We start from the raw sequence: 25,478 nt of genomic DNA, 5'->3' as shown, positions 1-25,478 counted from the left end.
GGGTTGTTTTAAATCAGAACAAACCAATCGGCCAGTGGTGACCAATCACATAGATTATTCCCGCGGAGAACACCCCGGCGACAATGTCATCCACCATGATCCCCATGCCACCATGCACATTGCGGTCAAACCAACGAATTGGCCATGGCTTCCAGATATCGAGAATTCGGAATACCAAAAAGCCTGCGGCAACCCAACGCCAATCGTTGATTGGCAGTGCCATCAGAGTAATCCACATGCCGATGAATTCATCCCACACAATGCTGCCGTGGTCATGAACTCCCATATCACGTGCGGTTTGGTGGCACAGATAAACACCGATACAAATACCGAGCATGATGACCATGGAATAGAGCTGCCATGGCAAAAATGTCATTACATACCAGAATGGGATCGCTGCAAGCGACCCCGCGGTACCGGGCATTATTGGGCTTAAGCCGCTGCCAAAACCAGTGGCAAGCAAATGCCATGGATTGCTGAGTTTGAGACGGCTTTTAGCCACATCTTTAGCACGAGGCAAAGTGATCGTATCCTTTTAAATCCAGCTTAACCGGTTTGCCATTTTGCAAGAACTGCAGCCCTTCAGAATCAGGCGCAACCTGGCCGATGCAGGTAAATGGAATCCCAAGATTACCAATAGCCACATCCAGGGCACCACGATTGAGTTCCGGCACGGTAAAGCACAGCTCGTAATCTTCTCCGCCAGAAAGCGCCCATTGCAACGCAAGTTCATCGCTAACGTTAGCTTTCAAGGCAGTCGAATATGGCAGAGCATCGAGATCAATGCGCGCTCCACATCCGCTTGCTTTAAGGATATGACCCAAATCAGAGATTAGCCCGTCAGAGAGGTCAATTGCGCTGCTGGCAAGATCACGCAGGGCCTGCCCGTGCAGCACGCGAGGAGTTGGGCGCAAATGGCGTTGAGTAAGATATTCAGCCTGTGCCGAATCTTTAACGACTAAACGATCTTGCAGTATGGCAAGGCCTGCGGCGCTATCACCTGGCGTACCCGTGACATAAATCCAGTCACCAGGGCGAGCTCCGCTACGTTTTAGCGCACGCCCCACCGGCACCAGGCCGTGAATACCAAGCGTCATTGCGAGCGGGCCACGGGTGGTATCACCACCGATGAGCTGCATATCGTAGTATTCGAGTTGTTCAAACAAACTATCGCTGAAGGCTTCAAGCCAGCTTTCATCGACTTCAGGAAGGGTAATAGCCAGCGTCAACCAGGCTGGATCGGCGCCCATAGCAGCCAAATCGCTTAGATTAACTGCCAGAGCTTTGTAGCCCAAATCGCGAGGATTAATATCCGGCAGGAAGTGGATGCCTGAGACTAGCGTATCGGTGCTTATCGCTAAAAGTTGCTTCTCGGCTACCGTCAGCAAGGCACAATCATCGCCGATTCCGGTTTCCACATCGCGACGGGAACTGCTTACGCGATCAAAATAACGGGCAATTAAGGAAAACTCACCGCATGCCATTCGTTACGCCTCTGAATATACCCGTCATTCTGCAAGCTGCAGGGGTCTTCGCTGCAACTCGAATGCTAACGGATATAGAATAAAAAAAGGCCGGGTATTCAGTATTCTTTAGGCTACAGCGTTGTTAGCTGTAGCTCAAAAACTCATGAATAATCACCGGCCAGAAGATTACTTTTTGCGGGGACGAATCTGTGGAGCAGCTTTATCAAGCACACCATTTACGAACTTGTGGCTGTCTTCGGCACCGAAGGTTTTCGCAAGATCAATGGCTTCGTTGATTGCCACTTTGTATGGCACGTCATCACGTTTAGCCAATTCAAACAGTGCAATACGCAGAACCGCTTTTTCTACCTGACCCAGCTCTTCGAGCTGGCGAGACAGGTAAGGCTTCATTAGCCCATCCAGATACGCGCTGTTAGTAGCCACCCCGACCAACAGTTCGCGGAAGTAGTTAACGTCAACGTCTTTGACGTCCTGTTCAGCCAGGAACTGGTATTCGACATCAGCGATGTCATTTCGAGATAACTGCCAGGAGTATAGCGCCTGAACGGCACACTCACGGGCACGGCGACGAGCAGCAGGTTTCACAGATTTCCCCTTACAAAAAATCAGGCCTTGATGGCTTTCAATACATTAATCATTTCAAGCGCGGTCAGTGCAGCTTCTGCACCCTTGTTACCGGCTTTTGTGCCAGCGCGTTCGATGGCTTGTTCAATACTTTCGGTGGTCAGCACGCCAAAGGCGACTGGAATACCACTTTCCTGCGCAACATGTGCCAGGCCATTGCTGGCACCACCAGCAACATATTCAAAGTGAGCTGTACCGCCACGGATAACCGTGCCCAGCGCAATCACCGCGTCATAATTACCGGTTTTCGCCAGTGCATCTGCCGCCAATGGCAACTCATAAGCACCCGGAACCCAGACCACGGTGATATTTTCATCTTTAACCTGGCCGATACGTTTCAGGGCGTCAAGCGCACCATCCAGCAGGCTGTCATTGATGAAGTTGTTAAAACGCGCGATGGTGATGGCGACGCGAGCGTCTGGAGTAGCAACGGCTGCTTCAATGATGTTCATATTCTTCCTTTACGGTTCTGTTTAGCCCCGTTAGGGGGGCGGATTTTATCATAATCTTTTCGCGACTGCTTACGTTTTACTAACGTGCGATACGCTGCGTCAAATGCAGGCACAAATCAGGGCCGACCTGACGGACTTCGCTAAAGCTAAATTCGGGTGCATCGGCTAGTTTTTCAAGCCCCGGCAGGTTACATAAGCCACGCGCCTCGTTACCTAATAATTTCGGTGCTACATACACAATCAACTCATCAACCAGACCGGCTTGCAGTAGCGCGCCACCAAGTGTTGCACCCGCCTCCACCCAAATGGAATTCACCTGGCGTTTGCCAAGTAACATCATCATAACGACCAAATCGAGATGGCCGTTATGCTCTGGCACGATAAATTGCTCAACACCGTCAGGCCATATTTGCTCATCGGCTTTACAACGTGCAAGCCAGGTTTCACCTGCCTGAGCGATAATTTTGTGTTGCGGCGTCACGCGATTTTCTCGGTCGAGAATAATGCGCGTTGGCTGGCGTAAGTTTTCCTGGGCGTAAACTGCCTGAGTCGCGCTGTCTAATTCGTTCCAACGCACAGTTAAAGATGGATCATCAGCCAACACCGTTGCACTGCTGCTTAGAATAGCTGCACTTTGCGCACGCAGGCGCTGCACATCCCGGCGTGATTCAGGCGAAGTGATCCACTGACTTTCACCACTGGCCATCGCGGTACGGCCATCGAGCGATGCACCCAGCTTGAGTTGAATATACGGGAAACCGGTACGCATGCGCTTCAGGAAGCCCCGGTTAATGACCTCGGCTTCGTTCATCATCAAACCATGGCTCACATTAATGCCAGCCTGTTGCAGGCGGTATAAACCACGCCCGGCAACTTGTGGATTTGGGTCTTGCATCGCGGCAACCACTCGCGAAACACCAGCCGCAATTAACGCATCACAGCACGGTGGTGTGCGACCATGGTGACTACAAGGCTCCAGTGTGACATACGCTGTAGCACCTCGTGCTTTGTCACCCGCCATGCGCAACGCATGAACTTCTGCATGGGGCTCACCGGCACGAAAGTGGAAACCCTCACCAACAATTTCGCCATCTTTGGCAATCACGCAGCCAACATTCGGGTTCGGCATGGTGGTGAAACGGCCGCGCTTTGCCAATTGCAAAGCACGCGCCATAAATTTTTCATCAAGCGACATCAGCATTAATCCTGTAAACGGGCAATTTCTTCGCCAAATTCGCGGATATCTTCAAAGCTGCGGTAAACCGAAGCAAAGCGGATATATGCCACTTTATCGAGTTTTTTCAGCTGCTCCATCACCAGATTGCCAATCATTTTGCTTGGCACTTCACGTTCACCAGTACCACGCAGATGAGATTTAATATGGTTTACCGCTGTTTCTACATCGTCAGAGCTTACCGGGCGTTTTTCCAGTGCTTTTAGAATACCGCTACGTAGTTTGTCTTCATTAAACGGTTCGCGAACATCATTACTTTTCACGACACGTGGCATCACCAGCTCCGCCACTTCAAAAGTCGTAAAACGCTCATGACAAACCAGGCACTGACGGCGACGACGCACGGATGACCCTTCGCCGACAAGCCGGGAATCAATCACTTTGGTGTCTACTGCGAAACAGAATGGGCAATGCATGGCGCGTCCTGAAGGATTATTCAAATGAACAATAGTTTACCGCGAAGTAGCGGGAGTACAAAGGTAACGCCACCTCATCCCAACAAATATGACTTTTCATTAGTGACAAGCTACGCTTAATTCAGGAAAGAACCTCAAGGAAAAATTAGCGATGACAAAGAGTTACCTAAGAATTCTCCTGGTTACCAGCCTGGTGAGCCTCAGCGCCTGCGCACAACAAACTGAAGTGCGCCAAATGAAAACCGAAGTGGATTCTTTAAATAAAGAAATGACCCAGCTCACTGATCAGACCGTGAAACTGACGCAACAAAATGCACTGAACGCTAAATCAACGACTGGTGTCTATTTGTTACCCGGATCTAAAACTCCGGCGCGCCTGAATAGTCAGTTAGGCAATCTGCAAATGTCGCTGAGCAGCATTACCCCGGAAGCAAATGGCACCCGTGTGATGCTAATAATCAAAGGTGAGTCCAACGATCCGCTACCCGCTTTTACCGGCAAAGTAGAATGGGGACAAATACAGGGCACCACGGATAACTACCAGGAATTGAACGTTCAGTCGCAACAATTCAATGCACCTGCGAGCGTGTTAGCACCGAGCGATGTCAGTATTCCGTTAGTGCTTTCAGGGCTTTCGCCTGACCAATTAGGTTTTGTGAGAATTCACGATATACAACCCGTCGATCCTTCCCTGGCGCTACCAGTCCAGTAATAAACAACTACCCTCGCGTTTGCGGGGGTAACCCTCAGTAACATCTGCGTTTTTTGTTACAACTCAGCGAATGAAACCCGATCAACTCCTTTCTCTCTGATGAATAAATCTAGTGATCTTAATCACATATATTTGTAACAACGGGCCATTTATTTGCTTAAATTCACGAAGCAGGTAGAATCTCGCCCGTTTTTAATGTGCGTAATTGAGAACGCAATCGATTACGCACTTGTCGATAATGTGAAATGAAACATATTTTTGTGAGCAGGGATTTCTATAATAGGCGCGTCAATAAGAACCAAGTGAATGGTTGATGACCTTAGGTGATAAAACACCTCCTGCCCTCACGGGATTCATGTAAAAACAGTGGCATATAAAATGAAAAAAATTATTTTGGCGGCTAGCACCGTCCTGGCGCTTTCAAGCTCTTTCGCGGCTCACGCCGAAGAAACAAAAAACACTGAATACCTTTCTGATTGGTGGCACCAAAGCGTTAACGTTGTAGGCAGCTACCACACCCGTTTCGGGCCACAAATCCGTAACGATACCTACCTGGAATATGAAGCTTTCGCTAAGAAAGATTGGTTCGACTTCTATGGTTACATGGATGCGCCAGTATTCTTCGGTGGTAACACCGATGCGAAAGGTATCTGGAACCACGGTTCTCCGCTGTTTATGGAAATTGAACCACGTTTCTCTATCGACAAGCTGACTGGCACTGACCTGAGCTTCGGTCCGTTCAAAGAGTGGTATGTTGCAAACAACTATATCTACGATATGGGTCGCAACAAAGATGGCCGTCAGAGCACCTGGTACATGGGTCTGGGTACCGACATCGACACTGGCCTGCCAATGAGCCTGTCCATGAACGTGTATGCAAAATACCAGTGGCAGAACTATGGCGCATCCAACGAAAACGAGTGGGATGGCTACCGTTTCAAAGTGAAATACTTTGTGCCGATTACTTCCCTGTGGGGCGGTAACCTGAGCTACATCGGTTTCACAAACTTTGACTGGGGTTCAGATCTGGGCGACGACAATTTCCTTGATCAGAATGGCAAACAAGCTCGCACCAGTAACTCTATCGCTTCCAGCCATGTTCTTTCTCTGAACTATGATCACTTCCATTATGCAGTTGTTGCCCGTTACTGGCACAACGGTGGCCAGTGGAACGATGATGCAGATCTTAGCTTTATGAATGAGAACGTGCGCTCCACTGGTTGGGGTGGTTACTTAGTGGTTGGTTACAACTTCTAATCGCTGTCTGAATCTTTAAAAAGCCGATCCGCTATTTGCCGATCGGCTTTTTTGTTTCTGGAAGACAGCCTTCATTTTGCTGTAACTGAATGAAATGATTCAGAGAACGATCGGGGCGTTCAGAGAAATTCCGCCCTGCTGGTGTGACTGACAAACAGCGATCTACGCGAAAACTACGGTAATCCTCGCGCACCTCACACCAGGCTACCAGTAACCAAACATCTCCCCAGAAAGTCAGCCCTAATGGATGTATATTTCGGTTCGACACGCGGCCCTGTTCATCCTCATAACTGATATGAAGCACCTGTAACTGCCCGATAGCAGAATGAAAAACGTCAAACCAGGTTTTAACCTGCGGGTATTTATTAAAATCCGGTGAAAGAATACGACACCGTTCAGCAACTACTCGTCGCTGTGGGGTCAAAATTCCCAGCAGTTTTTCCTCCGCAGTTCCTGCTGCCTGTGCAAGCGTTTCACCACTCCAGGTTTGCACCAAACGTATCGCAGCAACCAAGGCTTCCACTTCCATTGGCGTTAGCATCAGCGGCGGTAAATCGTAACCTGGCAGCAAACGATAGCCACACCCTGCCTCACCTTCAATGGGAACACCGGAAAGTGAAAGATCACGGATATCGCGATAGATAGTGCGCTCAGAAACCTCGAGGCGTTCGGCAAGTAACGCTGCCGTGGAAATACGACGCCCACGCAGGATCTGGACGATTTGAAAAAGGCGGTCTGCTCTTCGGCTCATGGCGTTATTTCGAAAGAGTAATGCCTGCCAGAATTTCCGACAGGCGTTCGTCATTCAGTATATACCGGGACTCAAACGGGTTGGTGTAACCCGACACGATTGCCTTCACTGTCGATGATCAGTGCAAAAGTACCAATATCATCAGGAAGCTCTTGCGGGCCAAAGACACATTCCCCTCCGGAACTAGCCACTCGCTCAAGCATCGCGCTCAAGTCAGATGCATGCAGGTAAACCACCGTACCTTGCGCCGAAGGTTTGAACGCATCAGATTTTAACAACGCTCCACCGGGATTAGGTTTGGTATGCGGGAAAATAGCCATTTCCATACCGGGCATCGTTTCACGATGAAGCTTAGTTGCAAAAACCGCCTCGTAAAAAGCCGCCGCGCGTTCCAGATCTTGTACCGGAATTTCAAACCAATTGATGATGGTGTCCATTTGTTTACTCCTCAGTGATAGGGTTCATTAAGGAGTCTAACCAGACCCTCCTGACAGCATACTGTCAGGAGACTTTTATACCGGCGAAAAAAAACCGCAGCACAATGGCCGCGGTTTTCGATATCAGCAAATGCCCTGATTATTAAGGCAGAATCGACGGTTGATCCGCACCTTCTTTCTCTACTTTCTGCTGCAACATGTGCTCACGCTTCATGCCCAGTTTCAACGCCAGTGCTGACGCCACGTAGATAGAAGAAACAGTACCGATAGAAACACCGATAAGCATGGTCAGTGAGAAGCCTTTCAGCATCGCACCACCAAACAGATACAACATCAAAATCACAACCAACGTAGTACCGGATGTAATCAACGTACGATGCAGAGTCTGCGTCAAAGAAACGTTGAAGATTTCGTAAGGCGTTCCACGACGAATCTTGCGGAAGTTTTCACGAATACGGTCAGATACGACGATACTGTCATTCAGTGAGTAGCCGATAACCGACATCAACGATGCGACGATGGTCAGGTCTATCTCAATATGGAATAGCGACAGTACACCCAGAGTAATGATCACGTCGTGCATCAGCGCGATAACCACACCGGCAGCCAGACGCCACTCAAAGCGGAATCCAACATATACCAGGATGGAAAGCAGCGCGGCCAGCAGTGCCAGAGCACCGTTTTGAGCAAGATCGGCACCCACACTTGGGCCTACGAACTCAATACGTTTTACACCTGCATTCTGGCTAGTCGCTTCGTTAATGACGCTAACGACTTTGCTCCCCAACACCTGCCCACCGGTTTCCCCTTTGGCAGGTGGCATACGTACCATAATGTCGCGGCTGCTACCGAAGTTCTGCACCAGCGGATCAGCAAAGCCCGCCTTCTGCAACGCTTCACGCATCTGGTCTAAATCCGCTGGTTTTTCCAGCGAGATTTCGATAACCGTACCACCGGTGAAATCCAGACCCCAGTTAAAACCTTTCACGCCGATAATGACGAGAGAAAGGATTAGCAAGAACCCGGAGATACCGAAAGCCCAGAAATCCCAGCGCATAAAGTCATGGACTCTACGGCCGTAGTTCAATTGTTCAACAGTATATTCCTGTGCCACAACGCACTCCTCAGATAGACAGCTTGTTGATGCGTTTGCCGCCGTACAACAGGTTTACGATGGCACGGGTACCGACAATTGCGGTAAACATGGACGTCGCCACACCAATACCGGTTGTGATCGCAAAGCCTTTAATTGCCCCGGTGCCTACGGCATACAGGATGATGACCTTGATAAGCGTCGTAATGTTGGCATCGAAAATAGAGCTGAACGCGCCCTGGTAGCCCTCGTGGATAGCCTGTTGTACCGAACGTCCGTTACTAAGTTCTTCCTTAATACGTTCGTTTATCAGTACGTTGGCATCGACGGCGACGGCAAGGGTTAACACGATCCCCGCAATCCCCGGCATGGTGAGCGTTGCCCCCGGCAGAAGGGACATAATCCCAACAATCATCACCAGGTTAACCAACAGTGCAGAGGTCGCAATCAGGCCAAACTTCTTATAGAAGAACAGCATAAAGATGATTGAAACGGCCAGACCTGCCAGACACGCTTCCAGACCTTGCTTGATGTTTTCCATACCCAGAGTTGGGCCGATGGTACGTTCTTCAACAATCTGAATTGGTGCAATCAATGCACCCGCACGCAGCAGTAGAGAAAGCTGGCGAGCTTCATTTGGATTGCTAATACCGGTGATACGGAAGCTGTTACCCAGACGTGACTGAATGTTCGCCACGTTAATAACTTCTTCTTGTTTCGCCAGAATTGCACGACCAGTGGAATCTTTCTTACCGCTGTCTTTGTACTCCACAAACAGGGTTGCCATCGGTTTACCGATGTTGTCCTTGGTGAAGTTAGACATGATGTTACCCCCAGCGCTATCAAGTGAAATATTCACCTGAGCCTGATTGTATTCATCCATGCTGGAAGTGGAGTCAGTGATATGGTCACCGGTCAGAATCACACGCTTGTACAGGACAACCGGTTGACCTTCACGGGTCTGTTTCACTTCGGAATCACCCGGCACACGGCCAGAAGCCGCAGCGGAAGCATCCACGTTAGTGTTGACCAGACGGAATTCAAGCGTTGCAGTCGCGCCAAGAATCTCTTTCGCACGCGCGGTATCCTGAATACCAGGTAGTTCAACAACAATGCGATCCGCACCCTGACGCTGTACCAATGGCTCAGCAACGCCCAGTTGGTTTACACGGTTACGCAGGATATTGATGTTCTGTTGAACGGCATACTCACGCGCTTCACTCAGGCGAGCATCTGTCATTACAGCACGCATTGCGTTGCTGCCTTGAGCAGAAAGCACCAAATCACGATGGCGTGGAGTTAAATAGGAGATAGCGTCATCACGCGTTTTGCTGTCACGGAAAACAACATTGACACCATAGTTATCGGCTTTACGCACGTTAGTGTACGCAATGCTCTTATCGCGCAGGTCTGTGCGCAGGTTATCAATAATTTGTTCCTGCAACTTGCTCAGAGCGGTATCCATGTCGACTTCCATCAGGAAGTGCACGCCACCACGCAGATCAAGACCGAGTTTCATCGGTTCTGCGGAAATAGCGGATAACCAGCGAGGAGTCGCCGCAGCTAAGTTAAGTGCCACAACGTATTTATCGCCAAGGACGCTCATCAGCGCCTCACGAGCACGAAGCTGCGTATCAGTGGTGTCAAAGCGTGCAAGAATCGCACCCTCTTCCAGGGCCACAGACTTAGCGGGGATTTTTTCTGCGTTTAAGGTGTTCTGGACCTGGATCAGCGTTTGCTCACTGGCGGCGACGCCGCGCGCGCCAGTGATCTGAACTGCCGGATCCTCACCATATAGGTTGGGAAGTGCGTATAGCAGACCGACGATAAACACGACGATCAGCATGATGTACTTCCACAAAGGATAGCGGTTTAGCACGGTAGTTCCCTTAGGGAAAAACGAATATTACAGCGCCTTCATAGTGCCTTTCGGCAGAACGGCAGCTACGAAATCACGCTTGATAACCACTTCAGTGGTGTCGTTTAACGCGATAGAGATATAGCCAGTTTCAGCTACTTTCACTACGCGACCAACCAGACCACCAGTAGTCAGCACTTCATCCCCTTTAGAGATGGAGTCCATCAGCTTTTTATGCTCTTTGGTACGTTTTTGCTGTGGGCGCAGGATCATGAAATAGAAGATCAGACCAAAAACCACCAGCATAAGAATCAAAGAGTACGGGCTACCCTGCGCCGGAGCACCTGTTGCAGCAACCGCATCAGAAATGATAAAGCTCATTAAAAATCCCTCATTATTAAATTAATCAACATTCAAAGGTGGAACTGGTTTACCGGTTCGCTCGTAAAAATCACTCACGAAGTGCTCTAATTTACCCTCTTCAATGGCCTTGCGTAAACCAGCCATTAAACGCTGGTAATAGCGCAAGTTATGAATAGTGTTGAGCCGTGCGCCGAGTATTTCGTTGCAACGGTCAAGATGATGCAAGTAGGCACGTGAATAATTGCGACACGTATAGCAATCACACTCTGCATCCAGCGGCGAAACATCATCTTTATGCTTCGCATTACGGATTTTCACCACACCATCGGTGACGAAAAGATGACCATTACGTGCATTACGGGTTGGCATCACGCAGTCGAACATATCAATACCGCGACGAACACCTTCAACCAGGTCTTCCGGTTTCCCTACGCCCATCAGGTAACGTGGCTTATCAGCAGGGATTTGCGGGCAAACATGTTCCAGAATACGGTGCATGTCTTCCTTCGGCTCACCTACAGCCAGGCCGCCGACAGCGTAGCCATCAAAGCCAATCTCTACCAGACCTTTTACCGAGATATCTCGTAAATCTTCGTAAACACTGCCCTGAATAATGCCGAACAGCGCATTTTTATTCTCAAGAGAATCAAAGCGATCGCGACTGCGCTGTGCCCAACGCAGAGACATCTCCATTGAACGCTTAGCGTAATCCCAGTCAGCTGGATATGGCGTACATTCATCAAAGATCATCACGATATCGGAGCCGAGATCGTATTGAATTTCCATCGATTTTTCTGGATCGAGGAAAATTGCATCGCCGTTGATTGGGTTGCGGAAGTGCACACCCGCTTCAGTAATCTTACGGATGTCACCAAGGCTAAAGACCTGGAAACCGCCGGAGTCAGTCAGAATTGGGCCTTTCCACTGCATAAAGTCATGTAAGTCGCCGTGCAACTTCATGATCTCCTGGCCAGGACGCAGCCACAGGTGGAAAGTGTTACCCAAAATAATTTGCGCGCCAGTGGCTTCAACTTCTTCCGGCGTCATCCCTTTTACGGTGCCGTAAGTGCCAACAGGCATGAACGCAGGCGTTTCTACAACGCCACGGTCGAACACCAGGCGACCACGACGAGCGCGTCCGTCGGTAGTATCTAATTCAAATTTCACATTTCCTCCAGCATCAGAGAAACAGTCTGATGGTTAAGACAAAACGCCGTCGGAGTAACCGGCGGCGTAGAATTTAGTGATTAAGCGCCTGGGCGCTCATCAATAGCCTGCGGATTGTACGTGATGAACATGGCATCCCCGTAACTAAAAAAGCGATATTCGGAACTTACGGCTTCTTTATAGGCGTTCATGGTGTTTTTATAACCAGCAAACGCAGAAACCAGCATGATCAGAGTCGATTCCGGCAGGTGGAAATTGGTCACCAGCGCATCAATCACTTTGTATTGATAACCTGGGTAGATAAAAATTTGTGTGTCACCAAAGAAAGGTTCAATCAGATCGTTTTTTGCTGCCTGAGCCGCGCTTTCTAACGAACGAACTGATGTCGTGCCAACCGCAATAACGCGATTACCACGTGCTTTACAGGCTAATACGGCATCAACGACATCTTGAGGCACTTCCGCATATTCGGAATGCATGATGTGGTCTTCGATGCTATCAACGCGCACTGGCTGGAATGTCCCGGCTCCTACGTGCAGCGTGACAAACGCCTGCTCAATACCCTTGCTGCGCAGCGCTTCCAGCAACGGCTCATCAAAGTGCAAACCCGCCGTCGGAGCCGCAACCGCACCTGGTTTCTGGCTATAGACCGTCTGGTATAGCTCGCGGTCAGACTCTTCATCCGGACGGTCAATATACGGTGGCAACGGCATATGGCCGATACTGTTTAAAATATCGAGCACGCTGCGTTCGTCTTCAAACTGCACTTCGAACAGCGCATCGTGGCGCGCAACCATAGTCGCATGTACGCTTTCATCATCGCCCAGCAATAATTCGGCACCCGGTTTAGGGGCCTTAGAAGCGCGGATATGGGCAAGGATGCGTTTGTCATCGAGCATGCGCTCAACCAGCACTTCAATCTTGCCGCCGCTCGCTTTGCGGCCAAAAAGACGCGCCGGGATTACACGGGTATTGTTAAAGACCAGCAAATCTCCAGGGTTGAGCTTATCGAGCAGATCGGTGAAAGTGCCATGCGTTAAATTACCCGTCGGCCCTTCCAGCGACAGCAAACGACACCCACTACGCTGTGCTTGTGGATAATGAGCAATCAAGGATTCTGGTAATTCAAAGGAAAAATCGGCAACGCGCATGGTTTAGAACTCAAGACTTAAAAAGTGGCGCTACAGTCTAGTGCCAGGGGACTTTCCCTGCAAGGAATAAGCCGCCCTTACGCTATTTACGAATAAGGTTACTATGAATTTTCTCGCCCATTTACATCTCGCAAGCCTTGCTGACAGCTCACTCTTGGGTAATTTGCTGGCTGATTTCGTACGTGGCAACCCGGATGAAAGTTTTCCAGGCGATGTGGTGGCTGGCATCCGAATGCACCGCCGTGTGGATGTTCTGACCGATGGTTTACCGGAAGTGGCAATTGCACGTCAATGGTTCCGCCCTGAAACGCGCCGTGTCGCACCGATTACGCTGGATGTCATGTGGGATCATTTCGTTTCACGCCATTGGCAAACGCTAAGCCCGGATTTCCCACTGGCAGAGTTTATCTCCAGTGCCCGTGCCAATATTGAACCGTTCTTAGCAGATACCCCACCGCGCTTTATCAATCTGAATCAATATCTGTGGGAAGAGCGCTGGATGGAGCGTTATAGCGACATGGCATTTATTGCTAATGTTCTCAATGGTATGGCTAGCCGTAGACCAAAACTCGATGCTTTGCGAGCTTCCTGGCAAGATCTTGATGCTCACTATGATGCGCTTGAAGAGCTGTTCTGGCAGTTCTACCCACGCATGATGAATCTAGCCGAACAAAAGAATTTGTAAGCGATCGCAGCCTTACGATTAAATTCTTGCCCTTTTGTAAAAAAGGGCTATTTTGGATTGCTGCCGTGCGAATATTCATTTTTTGATAGGCAAATCCTATCTGATTAATTGGCGCAGCATGCTTGAGTTAGAGGGATTGCCGCCCCTATACTCCCCCCCGTTGCGTTAACACTCACTTTAACAAAATTAACAGGAGTACATATGGTCCTGGTTACTCGTCCAGCCCCTGACTTTACAGCTGCAGCCGTTCTCGGTAGTGGCGAAATCGTTGAGAACTTCAACTTCAAAGCACACACCAATGGTAAAACCACCGTTGTGTTCTTCTGGCCAATGGACTTCACTTTCGTTTGTCCGTCTGAACTGATTGCGTTCGACAAGCGTTACGAAGAATTCCAGAAACGTGGCGTAGAAGTCGTTGGTGTATCTTTTGACTCCGAGTTCGTTCACAACGCATGGCGTAAAACCCCTGTTGAAAATGGCGGCATCGGCGAAGTGAAATACGCGATGGTTGCTGACATTAAGCGTGAAATTCAGAAAGCTTATGGCATCGAACATCCAGACGCAGGCGTTGCTCTGCGTGGTTCTTTCCTGATCGACAAAAACGGCATCGTGCGTCACCAGGTTGTTAACGACCTGCCGCTGGGCCGTAATGTTGATGAAATGCTGCGTATGGTTGATGCGCTGCAATTCCACGAAGAGCACGGCGAAGTGTGCCCAGCTCAGTGGGAAAAAGGTAAAGAAGGCATGAACGCGTCCCCAGACGGCGTTGCTAAATACCTGAGCGAAAACGTTTCTAGCCTGTAATCGCTAAACGTTTTTGACGAAAAAGGCCGCACAAGCGGCCTTTTTAATGGTTTAAATCTACTCAAAACGCAAAACAAGAACAACCCATCACGCCCCAGAATGCCCCTTCGTCAGAAACCGGTATCGCCGATTTACGCGCTGCATCATGCTGGTGACCATGCACGTTACAACCCCCACAACACTGATGAACCTGCGCAGCTATGCCCACTTTTGCGGCTATTGGCGGATCGCTTCGATAATGTCCGGGGACATTTGCCACGGGTGACCATTCAGGCACGACCGGAATTGCCGGCGGTCCCAGTGACGTAAACACACCGGCTGCGTAAACCACTTTGCCATCCACCAGTGTCATCAATGATTCAATGCCTTTGATTTCCTCTTCCGTCACGCTGAAAAAGTCTTTCGACAGCACAACTAAATCCGCCAGTTGCCCGGTTTGAATTCGACCCTTTTTGCCCTGCTCACTGGAAAACCACGCACTGCCCGCCGTCCACAATTCCAGCGCAACATCACGCGATAGCCGGTTATTGTCGTCATACATTTGCATGCCACCCACGGTACGCCCTGAAACTAGCCAGTAGAGCGCGGTCCATGGATTGTAGCTGGCAACTCGTGTCGCATCTGTGCCTAACCCAACAGGCAATTCAGCACAGAGCATTTTCGCGACGGGTGGCGTCTGCTTAACCGCCTGTGTTCCGTAGCGTGCGGCATAATATTCCCCCTGAAAAGCCATACGGTGCTGCACAGCAATCCCACCGCCCAACGCTTTAACTCGCTCGATATTTTTCTCGGTAATCGTTTCTGCATGATCGAAAAACCAATGCAAACCATTAAACGGAATATCACGATCCACCTTTTCGAAGACGCCCAGCATCCGACTGATGGACTCGTTATAGGTCGCATGCAAACGGAATGGCCAACGATGTTCTACTAAATGGCGTACCACACGTTCCAGCTCTTGCTCCATACCCTCTGGTAAATCCGGACGTGGTTGCAAAAAGTCTTCAAAGTCGGCGGCGGAAAAGACCAGCATTTCTCCGGCTCCATTGGCGCGATAGAAATCCGTTCCCTGCCCCGGTTTCAGCATATCGGTCCACTTTTCAAAATCTTCCAGTTCATGCTGCGGGCGCTGGGTAAACAGGTTATAGGCAATACGCACCGTCATCTGTTGTTGCGCGTGAAGCTGGTCGATAATCTGGTAGTCCTCCGGGTAATTCTGGAAACCACCACCAGCATCAATGGCGCTGGTTACACCTAAGCGGTTGAGTTCTCGCATAAACTGACGTGTCGAGTTTACCTGCATTTCCAGCGGTAATTTCGGCCCTTTAGCCAGTGTTGAATAGAGGATCATTGCATTCGGTTTGGCGATAAGCATCCCCGTTGGATTGCCATGGCGGTCACGCATGATTTCACCGCCCGGCGGATTAGGCGTCTCTTTGGTGTAGCCCACCGCTCTAAGCGCCGCCTGTTTAGCAGTGCGCGGTCATAAAGATGCAGCACAAAAACGGGCGTATCTGGAGCTGCCTCATTGAGTTCTTCAAGCGTTGGCATACGGCGCTCAGCAAACTGAAACTCCGTCCACCCTCCAACCACACGCACCCACTGCGGCGAAGGGGTACGCAAGGCCTGCTCTTTTAGCATCCGTAGTGCATCCGCAAGTGATGGCACACCTTCCCAACGTAGCTCCAGGTTGTAATTGAGCCCACCACGAATAAGGTGCAAATGTGAGTCATTAAGTCCTGGTATTACCGTATGGCCTTTAAGATCAATTCGCTGTGTTTCCCCACTCGCAAAGCTCATCACCCACGACTCATTCCCTACTGCGATAATTTTGCCGTCTTTGATTGCCACCGCTTCGGCCAGCGGTGCTTCGCTATCAAGGGTATGAAATTGACCGTTAGTGAGAATTAATGAAGCAGATTGCGACATAACCTGTTCTCCTCATTGGAACGTTATTTTTTCAACCAGCCTGCAAACAGGCGCGTCATGATTGGCATCCATAACCACACCACCAACGCCACCACTAACGCGTCATTGATGAGATGTAATAAAAGCGAACCATGCAGCGAAGGAAAAACCAGGGCTGTGATACGTGGCACCACGTTAGTGCTTGGGAAAATGACGGCCAGCGTTATCAGGAATTGCTTCCACTGAGCCGGGCGTTTGATCGTCGGTGTTTCCGGGGTGAACCAAAATGCGTTTTCGGTGCGTACTTCCAGATGGTCGTCCTGGCTGAGGATCGGTTTGATCTCCTCGACCAATGCTTCACGTTCGGCCGATTTCGTCCAGGCGGTGAGATTTTCCAGTGTATCGAAGCGGATAACGATGTTGTATACGTCATTTCCGGCCGTTGGGCGAATGACATGCACGCCACGATGCCCCGGATAACGTGCCGCAGCGGGCATGATTTTCGCCAGCCACTCTTCATAACGCGCAGCCTGGCCCGCTTTCAGGGCGTGGGTAATCACAAGCGTGACAGTATTGTTGTCAGCCATGGGCTATTCCTGATGCAAAGAAAATAGAAGGCAGGGAAATGCCTGCCGCAATGAATCAGGCTTTCCGCTCTGGCGCGCCATGAACCATGGTGTAAGCGTAATCCACGCCAATGCCATACGCGCCACTGTGCTCTCGCACTAGATCCATTACAGCGTCGTATGTATCACGCCGCGCCCAGTCACGTTGATATTCAAGCAATACTTGTTGCCAGGTCACTGGAACCGCTCCCGCCTGCACCATGCGATCAATCGAGCGTTCGTGCGCATCGACAGAAGTCCCGCCCGAAGTATCAGTTACCACGTAAACTTCAAACCCTTCTTCCAACGCCATTAGCGCCGGGAATGTCAGGCATACCTCCGTCCACAGCGCAGAGATAATCAGCTTCTTGCGCCCGGTCGCTTTCACCGCTGCAACAAAAGCGGCATCTTCCCAGGAGTTCATTGAGGTACGTTCTATTGGGGTTATTTCGGGGTGAACAGCCAGAAGTTCGGGCCAGATGTAACCGCTGAAGCTTTTCGTTTCGACCGAGGTGAAAATGGTGGGAACGTTAAAAATCTTGCCCGCTTTTGCTAATGCCACCGTGTTGTTTTTCAACGTTTGCCGGTCGATATTCGCCACGCCAAAAGACATTTGCGGTTGGTGGTCGATAAAAATCAGCGTGGAGTTAGTGGGGTCGATCAGTTCACGTATAGACATAGTGTTTCCTCAGAATCAGTGGGCCCGGAGGGCATGAGAGCTGGAAATATCTAGCCTGAATGGTAGTGATGAAGGGGGACGAGAAATAAGAATAGCACCAGTTTCCCCCCTCGCCTGACGAAAAGGGAAACCGGTTACAGAATCAGAGACTTTGCCAGAGAGAAACGGAAACTTCAGGTAGTGACAATCGGTGATTATCCAGCTGCGCTTCACCTTCTCGTTGTGTCCAGGTTATGCCGTTTAGCAGCGGATTCCACGGCAACGTGACATCAATTTGTTCGCCACGGTTAATCGCCACCAGCACGCGTTCGTTTTGATAAACACGCGCAAATACCACCACATCAGCGTTCGCATAAATCACCTGGCAACCGCCATGGCGCAAAGCACGGCTCTTATGGCGCAACTTTCCTAAACGCTGGTAAAGCGCCAGCAAATCCAGATCTTGCCGATCAGGATCCCACGGGAATGGTTTTCGGCAGAACGGGTCGTTATTACCATCCAGGCCGACTTCATCACCGTAATAAACACAAGGCACGCCCGGCCAGCAATAAAGCCATACCACTGCCAGAGGCAACCGAGCAATATCCTTTCCAAGTATCGACTTGAAACGTGCAGTGTCATGGCTATCAAGCTGGTTAAACATGCGCAATTGCTGCTGCTGAGAAAGCCCCGCACGATATTCATCCATCCAGGCCATACATGTTTGTGCGTCGATATGCTGCGGATCGTAGGAAATATCGGTGTTAGCGAGGAACCCCCACAGCGGGAAGGTGAAGCCACGGTAGTTCATTGCCGCATCTTCAGTGTCATTCTGTAGCCACTGCCGCGCATCACCAAAATGTTCGCCCAATATATAGGCATCTGGATTGGTCTCTTTTGCAGCCCTGGTAATACCCGTGACATGCAGGAAGTTATTCCGCGCCCCACCTGCCTCACCGAGCATATGCACCACATCAAGCCGCCAGCCGTCGATCCCCCACGGCTCACGTAACCAGTGGCGCACAATACTGTCTTCTCCCTGGTAAACCTCATCAACCAACAAGGAAGACTGGTAATCCAGTTTTGGCAAGCTGGAATAGCCAAGCCAGTCGAGCGCATGCCCCTGCTGGTTATAGCTGTAAAAATCACGCCATGGAGATTGTGGATTGTGGCTCGCTCCTTCTCCATGAGTTTGCTGCCTGTCAAACCACTGATGCGTATCACCACTGTGGTTAAACACCCCATCGAGCATCAGGCGCATACCGTATTTCTGAGTATTTTTACGCAGACGTAAAAAGGCGTGATCGCCGCCGAACTGCACGTCTACATGGCGATAATCCTGAGTATCGTATTTATGTACGCTCGGTGCGGTGAAGATCGGATTGAGATAGAGCGCGGTGACGCCCAGCCTTTTCAGATATGGCAGTTTTTCACTAATACCATCCAGATCGCCGCCGTAAAATGTCGATCCTCCAGCATCCCCACTCAGCGGATCGTCCCAATTGCGCAAAATAATGTCGCGTTTTGCCGCATGGTGATAATAAACCTGATCCTGCTCTGGAGTGCGTTGCTCACTACGCGCAAAACGATCGGGGAAAATCTGATAGAAGATCTGATCCTGCACCCACTGCGGGCCATCATCGGGCAGATCAATGGCAAATTGCTCAAGTCTTGCAGGCGGAATTGACCTCAAACCTTGTGGTGTTAACCAGCGCTGCTTGTCCAACCACAGTAGCTTGAAGCTGTAGCGTCGACGCGGCTGCCCTTCGGTGAGATCAATCACACCGCGCCATGCCACCACACCCTCTTCGGGAGCCACTTTTTGGCGCGTCATCGGTATTGAGGTTTCTTCATTATCCTTTTCGTAACGCAGAACTACACGCTGCGGTAAATCATCGCCAGAAACCCACAGCGTGATATACAACTTGTCTTTACGTGTTTGTATGAAAGGGGGCACCGGAAGGTGCCAGGCATTCAACATAATCGTATCCCCAGAAAATTTATTGCCGCCACCTTGCCACAGCGTAGCTGGCTATCACTCATCGTTGCTATTTTTATTGGGGGATGAAAGCGGGGGATGAGAAATTGAGCCGTTTGCTTAATAAGTTAGCCCTACCTATAGTGAGAATATTCTCACTGTGCAGGAGGCTGCTATGTCTATCGTCCGAAATATTACCCTGCTTCTTTGTGTGACCTGGTCTGCCAACTCTCTGGCAGATTCGACGTATGAAGCTCTACAGTTTGGAAAATATAAACAACAAATTGTCAGTGACCTGAAGAGGACTTGTCACCCGCAGAAGAAGGTTTCTGATGAGGTTTGGGCGAATAAAATCCTCTCTAATGAGGATAACAAAGGCTATATCCGTGAGGCGAGAATTGCGCTTGAGCGCAGCAACGAGAAAAACTACTGGGATGCGATAAGTAAAGTGGAATGCCCGGAGATGTAAATAATAAGGTGGACGTCGCTGACGCTAGTCCACCTTACTGCTGCGATTAAATCCCGCTGTTACTCTCGCTTGCGGCCAGGATTTGACGGCGTTTGAATATCCAACCCACCAACAGCAAAACTATCCACACACAGCCAACATACAGCGAAATGCGGGTATCCGGGTGCCAGCCGATAAGCGCGATAATAAATACCAGGAACACCAGCCCAACAGCTGTGGTCGCAACACCACCTGGCACCGGGAATTTCAGCGCCTTTGTCTGTTCAGGAGAGAGTTTGCGACGGAAAGCGATCTGCGAAAGCAGAATCATTATCCATACCCACACCGTGGCAAATGTTGCCAACGACGCGATCACCAGGAAGACGTTTTCTGGAATTAAGTAGTTAAGCACCACAGCCAGTAACAGCGCACAGCACATCACTAATACCGTGACCCACGGAATACCGTTACGGGAGGTTTTGGCGAACACTTTCGGCGCACTGCCTTGTTCTGCCATACCGTGCAGCATACGACCCACACCAAACACATCACTGTTAATGGCTGAAAGCGAGGCCGTGATAACAACAAAGTTCAGAATGCCTGCCGCAGCCGTTATCCCCATATGCTGGAAAGTCAGCACGAACGGGCTACCTTCCGTCCCAACCTGGTTCCACGGGTAAATCGACATGATGACAAACAGCGTGCCCACATAGAACACCAGAATACGTAAAGGAACAGAGTTGATCGCACGTGGAATCGACTTCTGCGGGTCTTTCGCTTCACCGGCAGTAATGCCAATGATTTCAATACCACCGTAAGCAAACATCACCATCTGCAACGACATAATCATGCCTATCCAGCCATTGCTGAAGAAGCCGCCATTGCTCCATAAGTTATGAATACCTGTTGGCTGGCCGCCGTTACCAATCCCCCACACGATAATGCCGATGCCGGCAGCAATCATGATGATGATGGTGGCAACCTTGAAGAACGAGAACCAGAACTCCAGTTCACCGAACACCTTCACGCTCATCAGGTTAATGGCGCAGATTATCAGCACTACGCTCAATACCCAGACCCAATGCGGCACTGCCGGGAACCATAGCCCCATATAGATACCGAAGGCGGTAACATCCGCAATCGCCACAATCAGGATCTCAAAACAGTAGGTCCAGCCAGTGATATACCCGGCTAATGGGCCAAGGTTATCTTGCGCATAGCGGGAGAATGAACTGGCTGAAGGGTTATGAACCGACATCTCGCCGAGTGCACGCATAATGATATATGCCGCCACCCCGCCAATGATGTAAGCCAGCAATACACTTGGGCCAGCCATTTTGATTGCGTCTGCCGAGCCATAAAACAGCCCGGTGCCAATTGCCGAGCCCAACGCCATAAAGCGTATGTGCCGGGTACTCAAGCCGCGCTTGAGTTTATTAGCGTTTTCCATTGATTCCATACCTGCTTAACAATAAAAAAACCACGGAGCTAAGCCCCGTGGTTGAACATAATTCTAATTTTTAGTGGGCGGCGGATGCCACCTGTCGCCCTGCGGCGCGGTCCCATACGATGGCAATCACCACCATAATAATGGTCGGAATCAGCCATGCCAGGCCTTGATCGGATAACGGAAGGCGCGAAGTCCACTCCGGTAGAATGCTACTGATTGCCGATGCTTTAAGCCCATCAATAATGCCAAAGAAGGTACTGATGATCATCGCCGGAGCGATAACGCGAGTTGAATTATGCCACCACGGACGGGTGAAGCTCAGCACCACCAGCGCAATACACGGTGGGTAAATCGCCGTTAGCACGGGAATCGAAATCTGAATCAAATGGCTCAAACCAAGGTTTGATACCACCATCGAGAACAATCCAAGGATAAACACCAGCGAACGGTAAGACAGTGGTAAGTACTGGCTGAAGAATTCAGCACACGCACAAGTCAGGCCAATCGCCGTTACCATACATGCAAGGAAAATCAGTGCGGCAAGGAAGAAGCTACCGGCACCACCGAAGGTGTGAGCAACATAAGCATGAAGAATCGCCGCACCGTTCGCATTCTGGTCAGCGACCAGCGTTGCGCTGTCTGAACCCAGGCGGAACAGTGCTAAGTAAATCAGCGTTAAGCCGACACCTGCAATCAGGCCAGCCCAGATGGTATAGCGAGTCAGCAGACGAGATTCTGTAACGCCACGCGAGCGCGCCGCGTTAACAATCACAATCCCGAAGACCAAAGATGCCAGCGTGTCCATGGTCAGATAACCATTGACGAAGCCGTTTGAAAACGCTGCATGTTGGTACGCTTCAGTCGCGGTGCTGATACCCCCAGCAGGCCACAGAATCGCACCGACTGACAACGCCAATAGCGCGACAATTTTTACCGGAGCCAGCACATGGCCGACGGTATCGAGCAATTTGCCCGGATACAAAGAGATGGCCATAACAATGGCAAAATAAACCAGGCTGTAGATAAACAGCGCAAGTTCACTGCTGCCAACCAGTGGCGCAATCCCGACTTCGAAGGAGACGGTCGCTGTACGCGGTGTCGCAAACAGTGGACCAACGGCCAGGTAACAAACAGTGGCTAATATGACACCAGCACGACGGCCAATCGGCGAGCTCAAACTATCAATACCACCCCCTACGCGGGCGATGGCGACAATGGTCAGAACTGGCAGGCCGACCGCAGTGACCAGGAAGCCAAGTGAGGCAATCCAGACATGCTCGCCAGCCTGTAAACCCACCATAGGTGGGAAAATGATATTGCCTGCTCCAACAAACAGCGCAAAGGTCATAAAGCCCAGTGCGAGGATGTCACGAGATTTCAAATGATGGGTCATAAAATATTTGCAGCCTGTGGATGTGTGGTGTTGAAAGTTTTGAAAATATTCAAATTTTTATACTTTTAAACTCGGCATAAAAGCGGCAATCAGTAGTTACGACAGCGGAAAATCCTTTCCGGGATCGGTGGAGAAGAATAGTTGTTTGAATTACCACTCAAATCCAGTCGGTCTACTAATTACAGGGCCGCAATTAAAACGCTTATAGCGAATGAAGGCAAGAAGGGATCCCAAAACCAGATTGATATCCTTAAATTAGCCAGTAATTTAGAGGATAAGTTTATTCATAAGAAAACATCATGGTTGTTTGTGCGGTCAAATTATAGCCAACTGAGTATTATTGATTTACATTTGAGCAAAAAAAACGCAGGCCAGAAAACTGGCCTGCGGAAAGTTATTTTGACACCATTTGAGTAAACTACTCTGTCTGAATCACTTTTTCGCTCACGATAAGACGCTCAGGCAGTACAAAGGAAAATGTTGTTCCTTTACCCAACTGGCTTTCAATGTGCAGGCGTGCGTCGTGGTGGCTCAAAGCATGTTTCACTATCGCAAGCCCCAGCCCGCTACCACCGGTTTGCCGTGAACGCGCTTTATCTACGCGGTAAAAACGCTCAGTCAGGCGCGGAATATGTTCAGCTGAAATGCCAGGCCCCGTATCTTCAACACTAAAACACGCACCACCTGCAATCCGTTTCCAGCTCACCGTAATATATGTGCCCTCTGGCGTATGGTTTACCGCGTTGTAAACGAGGTTCGAAATCGCACTGCGCAATTGTTCTTCATTACCAAACACTTTCAAGGTTGAGTCGATATCAAACTCTAACGTCTGTCTTTGTTGGCTGAGAGTCTGCGCTTCGCGCTCCACCACACGCAACATCAGTGGGACATCAATCTTTTCATTGAGCACCATCGCCGGGGCTGCTTCAATTTTTGACAGTGTCAGAAGTTGCTTAACCAGGCCTTCCATTCGTGAAGTTTGTTCACGCATGGTACCTAGCGCTTTGTCCCGCAATGGCCCTTCAAGCGCCTGATCCTGCATCATTTCCAGGTAACCTTGCAGCACTGTCAATGGTGTCCGCAGTTCATGGCTGACGTTGGCAAAAAAGTTACGGCGCGCCCCTTCAAGCTGGTGCATCTGAGTCACATCACGCGCCACCAACAGCCACTGTTCGTCGCTGTATGGCATTACGCGAAATTCCAGATGACGGCCATTATTGAGCACAAGTGTCAGTGGGCGGGAAAAATCTTTTTGTGACAAATAGCGGGTAAATTCCGGGTATCGCAGCAAATTAAGGATGTTCTGCCCGTTATCGTCCGGCCAGCGCAACCCTAATAACTGTTGAGCAAGACCATTACACCAAAAAATCGTCCCTTCTTCGGTGGTCAGCACAACCGCATCAGGCAATGATTCCGCACCGCTACGAAAGCGCTTAATCAGGTTACCTAACTCTTTGCGGCGTTTTTTATTACGCAACTGCATCTGGTGAAGGCCGTAGAGCAATGGATCCCAACTCCCCCGCCCCGGAGGAGGCGTCATGCTGCGATCAACCCATAACCACCACGATAGACGCAACAAATTCCAGAAATGCCAAACCAGCAGCCCAGTGACCGCCAGTAATAAAAACCAGGGTAAATGACCAAAAATAAGGCCTAAAATGACGGCCGGTATACAACAGAGCACCAGCTCCAGTACCAGCCTTTTCCATGACAACCGTTCCAGCACGCGTCACTCTCCTGATAAGGAATTAAAAGCGGGTTGAGAACCGATAACCCGTACCGCGTACTGTTTGTACCATTCTGTCATGTCCACTGTGTTCGAGTGCTTTGCGTAACCGCCTAATATGTACGTCCACCGTTCGGTCTTCGACATAAACATTGGTGCCCCACACATGGTTAAGCAATTGCTCACGGCTATACACACGCTCCGGGTGCGTCATAAAGAAGTGTAATAACTTAAACTCGGTTGGCCCCATATCCAGTGGGTTTTCGCCAGTCATTACCCGGTGCGATGATGGGTCCAGACTCAGCCCTTGCATCTCAATTACCTCTTCCACCGCCATTGGCGAGATACGCCGCATCACAGCTTTAATTCGCGCCACCAGCTCCTTCGGGGAAAACGGCTTAGTAATATAATCATCGGCCCCAACTTCCAGGCCGCGCACGCGATCTTCTTCTTCCCCACGCGCCGTCAGCATCATCACCGGTATTTCACGGGTTAATGCTTCACGTTTCAGGTGCTTGATAAACTGAATCCCCGAACCACCCGGCAACATCCAATCCAGCAATATCAGGTCAGGAAAGGGTTCAATAAGCAGATTCACTGCACTGTCATAATCTTCCGCTTCTACAGGTTGAAAACCGTTTTGCTCGAGCACAAAGCTCACCATTTCACGGATTGGAGCTTCATCTTCTACGACTAAAATACGCTTCGCCATGATTCGCCCTGCTCAAGGAATAATTATTGTTGTTTCAATGCGGCGCCATTATGCGTCAGATTTATGACAGATTTATGAAAAACATGACCGCCAGATGACCCATCACTTT

The 25,478-nt window shown here is 50.0% G+C and carries 25 protein-coding genes and 1 pseudogene; 5 read left to right on the top strand and 21 right to left on the bottom strand.

Going from position 1 to position 25,478, the window contains the following annotated elements:
* Window positions 1–13: 13 nt before the first annotated feature.
* The 6 genes from pgpA to nrdR form a co-directional block, all read right to left on the bottom strand.
* Window positions 14–520 (bottom strand): phosphatidylglycerophosphatase A, encoded by a 507-nt coding sequence (gene pgpA, locus IX31_RS10630; RefSeq protein WP_034457947.1) that lies wholly within the window; start codon window positions 518–520, stop codon window positions 14–16.
* Window positions 507–1,484: a thiamine-phosphate kinase gene (thiL, locus tag IX31_RS10625; RefSeq protein WP_034457946.1), complete on the bottom strand. Its 978-nt coding sequence runs from the start codon at window positions 1,482–1,484 to the stop codon at window positions 507–509. The genes pgpA and thiL overlap by 14 nt, the downstream gene beginning before the upstream one ends.
* Before the next feature lie 168 nt (window positions 1,485–1,652).
* Window positions 1,653–2,072: a transcription antitermination factor NusB gene (gene nusB / locus IX31_RS10620; RefSeq protein ID WP_034457944.1), complete on the bottom strand. Its 420-nt coding sequence runs from the start codon at window positions 2,070–2,072 to the stop codon at window positions 1,653–1,655.
* Between the two features lie 20 nt (window positions 2,073–2,092).
* Window positions 2,093–2,563, bottom strand: a complete 471-nt coding sequence (gene ribH, locus IX31_RS10615; RefSeq protein WP_034457942.1) for a 6,7-dimethyl-8-ribityllumazine synthase — start codon at window positions 2,561–2,563, stop codon at window positions 2,093–2,095.
* A gap of 79 nt (window positions 2,564–2,642) precedes the next feature.
* Window positions 2,643–3,758 (bottom strand): bifunctional diaminohydroxyphosphoribosylaminopyrimidine deaminase/5-amino-6-(5-phosphoribosylamino)uracil reductase RibD, encoded by a 1,116-nt coding sequence (gene ribD / locus IX31_RS10610; protein ID WP_034459981.1) that lies wholly within the window; start codon window positions 3,756–3,758, stop codon window positions 2,643–2,645.
* 5 nt (window positions 3,759–3,763) lie between these two features.
* Window positions 3,764–4,213 (bottom strand): transcriptional regulator NrdR, encoded by a 450-nt coding sequence (gene nrdR, locus IX31_RS10605; RefSeq protein ID WP_034457940.1) that lies wholly within the window; start codon window positions 4,211–4,213, stop codon window positions 3,764–3,766.
* A gap of 151 nt (window positions 4,214–4,364) precedes the next feature.
* Here nrdR and IX31_RS10600 point away from each other — a divergent pair, with 151 nt between their 5' ends.
* Together IX31_RS10600 and IX31_RS10595 are read left to right on the top strand one after the other, a co-directional pair.
* Window positions 4,365–4,925, top strand: coding sequence for a SadB/YajI family lipoprotein (locus IX31_RS10600; RefSeq protein WP_034457938.1), 561 nt, complete (start codon window positions 4,365–4,367; stop codon window positions 4,923–4,925).
* Between the two features lie 378 nt (window positions 4,926–5,303).
* Window positions 5,304–6,182 carry a nucleoside-specific channel-forming protein Tsx gene (locus tag IX31_RS10595; RefSeq protein ID WP_034457936.1) on the top strand — a complete coding sequence of 293 codons (879 nt, stop codon included), beginning with the start codon at window positions 5,304–5,306 and terminating at the stop codon, window positions 6,180–6,182.
* A 31-nt stretch (window positions 6,183–6,213) separates the two neighbouring features.
* Here the strand turns inward: IX31_RS10595 and IX31_RS10590 are convergent, their stop codons facing one another.
* The 7 genes from IX31_RS10590 to queA all read right to left on the bottom strand — a co-directional run bounded on the left by IX31_RS10590 (window position 6,214) and on the right by queA (window position 13,002).
* On the bottom strand, window positions 6,214–6,933 hold the full coding sequence (locus IX31_RS10590; protein ID WP_051880676.1) for a helix-turn-helix transcriptional regulator: 720 nt from the start codon (window positions 6,931–6,933) through the stop codon (window positions 6,214–6,216).
* 71 nt (window positions 6,934–7,004) lie between these two features.
* Window positions 7,005–7,370, bottom strand: coding sequence for a VOC family protein (locus IX31_RS10585; protein ID WP_034457934.1), 366 nt, complete (start codon window positions 7,368–7,370; stop codon window positions 7,005–7,007).
* 142 nt (window positions 7,371–7,512) lie between these two features.
* Window positions 7,513–8,484, bottom strand: coding sequence for a protein translocase subunit SecF (secF, locus tag IX31_RS10580; protein ID WP_034457932.1), 972 nt, complete (start codon window positions 8,482–8,484; stop codon window positions 7,513–7,515).
* A gap of 10 nt (window positions 8,485–8,494) precedes the next feature.
* Window positions 8,495–10,342, bottom strand: a complete 1,848-nt coding sequence (secD, locus tag IX31_RS10575; RefSeq protein ID WP_072009442.1) for a protein translocase subunit SecD — start codon at window positions 10,340–10,342, stop codon at window positions 8,495–8,497.
* 27 nt (window positions 10,343–10,369) lie between these two features.
* Window positions 10,370–10,702 (bottom strand): preprotein translocase subunit YajC, encoded by a 333-nt coding sequence (gene yajC, locus IX31_RS10570; protein ID WP_034457929.1) that lies wholly within the window; start codon window positions 10,700–10,702, stop codon window positions 10,370–10,372.
* 21 nt (window positions 10,703–10,723) lie between these two features.
* Complete coding sequence (gene tgt, locus IX31_RS10565; RefSeq protein WP_034457927.1) at window positions 10,724–11,851, bottom strand: tRNA guanosine(34) transglycosylase Tgt; 1,128 nt, start codon at window positions 11,849–11,851, stop codon at window positions 10,724–10,726.
* A gap of 80 nt (window positions 11,852–11,931) precedes the next feature.
* Window positions 11,932–13,002: a tRNA preQ1(34) S-adenosylmethionine ribosyltransferase-isomerase QueA gene (gene queA / locus IX31_RS10560; protein ID WP_034457925.1), complete on the bottom strand. Its 1,071-nt coding sequence runs from the start codon at window positions 13,000–13,002 to the stop codon at window positions 11,932–11,934.
* 103 nt (window positions 13,003–13,105) lie between these two features.
* On the opposite strand from queA, the gene acpH reads away from it, so the two are divergent.
* Together acpH and IX31_RS10550 are read left to right on the top strand one after the other, a co-directional pair.
* On the top strand, window positions 13,106–13,687 hold the full coding sequence (acpH, locus tag IX31_RS10555; protein WP_034457923.1) for an ACP phosphodiesterase: 582 nt from the start codon (window positions 13,106–13,108) through the stop codon (window positions 13,685–13,687).
* A gap of 201 nt (window positions 13,688–13,888) precedes the next feature.
* Window positions 13,889–14,491 (top strand): peroxiredoxin C, encoded by a 603-nt coding sequence (locus IX31_RS10550; protein WP_034457921.1) that lies wholly within the window; start codon window positions 13,889–13,891, stop codon window positions 14,489–14,491.
* Window positions 14,492–14,552: 61 nt separating this feature from the next.
* On the opposite strand, the pseudogene IX31_RS10545 reads toward IX31_RS10550, so the two are convergent.
* From IX31_RS10545 to malZ, 4 genes and pseudogenes are all read right to left on the bottom strand, one after another.
* Window positions 14,553–16,420: pseudogene (locus IX31_RS10545) on the bottom strand (amidohydrolase).
* 23 nt (window positions 16,421–16,443) lie between these two features.
* Window positions 16,444–16,986 carry an antibiotic biosynthesis monooxygenase gene (locus IX31_RS10540; protein ID WP_034457919.1) on the bottom strand — a complete coding sequence of 181 codons (543 nt, stop codon included), beginning with the start codon at window positions 16,984–16,986 and terminating at the stop codon, window positions 16,444–16,446.
* A 55-nt stretch (window positions 16,987–17,041) separates the two neighbouring features.
* Window positions 17,042–17,683, bottom strand: a complete 642-nt coding sequence (locus tag IX31_RS10535) for a hydrolase (RefSeq protein ID WP_034457918.1) — start codon at window positions 17,681–17,683, stop codon at window positions 17,042–17,044.
* Window positions 17,684–17,825: 142 nt separating this feature from the next.
* A complete protein-coding gene (gene malZ, locus IX31_RS10530) occupies window positions 17,826–19,643 on the bottom strand; it encodes a maltodextrin glucosidase (RefSeq protein ID WP_034457916.1) in 1,818 nt (605 codons plus the stop codon).
* Between the two features lie 172 nt (window positions 19,644–19,815).
* On the opposite strand from malZ, the gene IX31_RS10525 reads away from it, so the two are divergent.
* A complete protein-coding gene (locus tag IX31_RS10525) occupies window positions 19,816–20,109 on the top strand; it encodes a YicS family protein (RefSeq protein WP_034457914.1) in 294 nt (97 codons plus the stop codon).
* A gap of 46 nt (window positions 20,110–20,155) precedes the next feature.
* On the opposite strand, the gene proY is transcribed toward IX31_RS10525, so the two are convergent.
* The 4 genes from proY to phoB all read right to left on the bottom strand — a co-directional run bounded on the left by proY (window position 20,156) and on the right by phoB (window position 25,369).
* A complete protein-coding gene (proY, locus tag IX31_RS10520) occupies window positions 20,156–21,538 on the bottom strand; it encodes a proline-specific permease ProY (RefSeq protein ID WP_034457912.1) in 1,383 nt (460 codons plus the stop codon).
* A 70-nt stretch (window positions 21,539–21,608) separates the two neighbouring features.
* Complete coding sequence (brnQ, locus tag IX31_RS10515; protein WP_034457910.1) at window positions 21,609–22,931, bottom strand: branched-chain amino acid transporter carrier protein BrnQ; 1,323 nt, start codon at window positions 22,929–22,931, stop codon at window positions 21,609–21,611.
* 418 nt (window positions 22,932–23,349) lie between these two features.
* Window positions 23,350–24,657: a phosphate regulon sensor histidine kinase PhoR gene (gene phoR, locus IX31_RS10505; protein ID WP_034457906.1), complete on the bottom strand. Its 1,308-nt coding sequence runs from the start codon at window positions 24,655–24,657 to the stop codon at window positions 23,350–23,352.
* A 22-nt stretch (window positions 24,658–24,679) separates the two neighbouring features.
* Window positions 24,680–25,369 (bottom strand): phosphate response regulator transcription factor PhoB, encoded by a 690-nt coding sequence (gene phoB / locus IX31_RS10500; RefSeq protein WP_034457904.1) that lies wholly within the window; start codon window positions 25,367–25,369, stop codon window positions 24,680–24,682.
* Window positions 25,370–25,478: the final 109 nt, after the last annotated feature.

This window comes from Buttiauxella noackiae, from assembly GCF_000737905.1.
Lineage (GTDB): Bacteria > Pseudomonadota > Gammaproteobacteria > Enterobacterales > Enterobacteriaceae > Buttiauxella > Buttiauxella noackiae.
The sequence above is the reverse complement of the archived record's forward strand: the minus strand, read 5'-3'. Positions and strand labels throughout refer to the sequence as shown.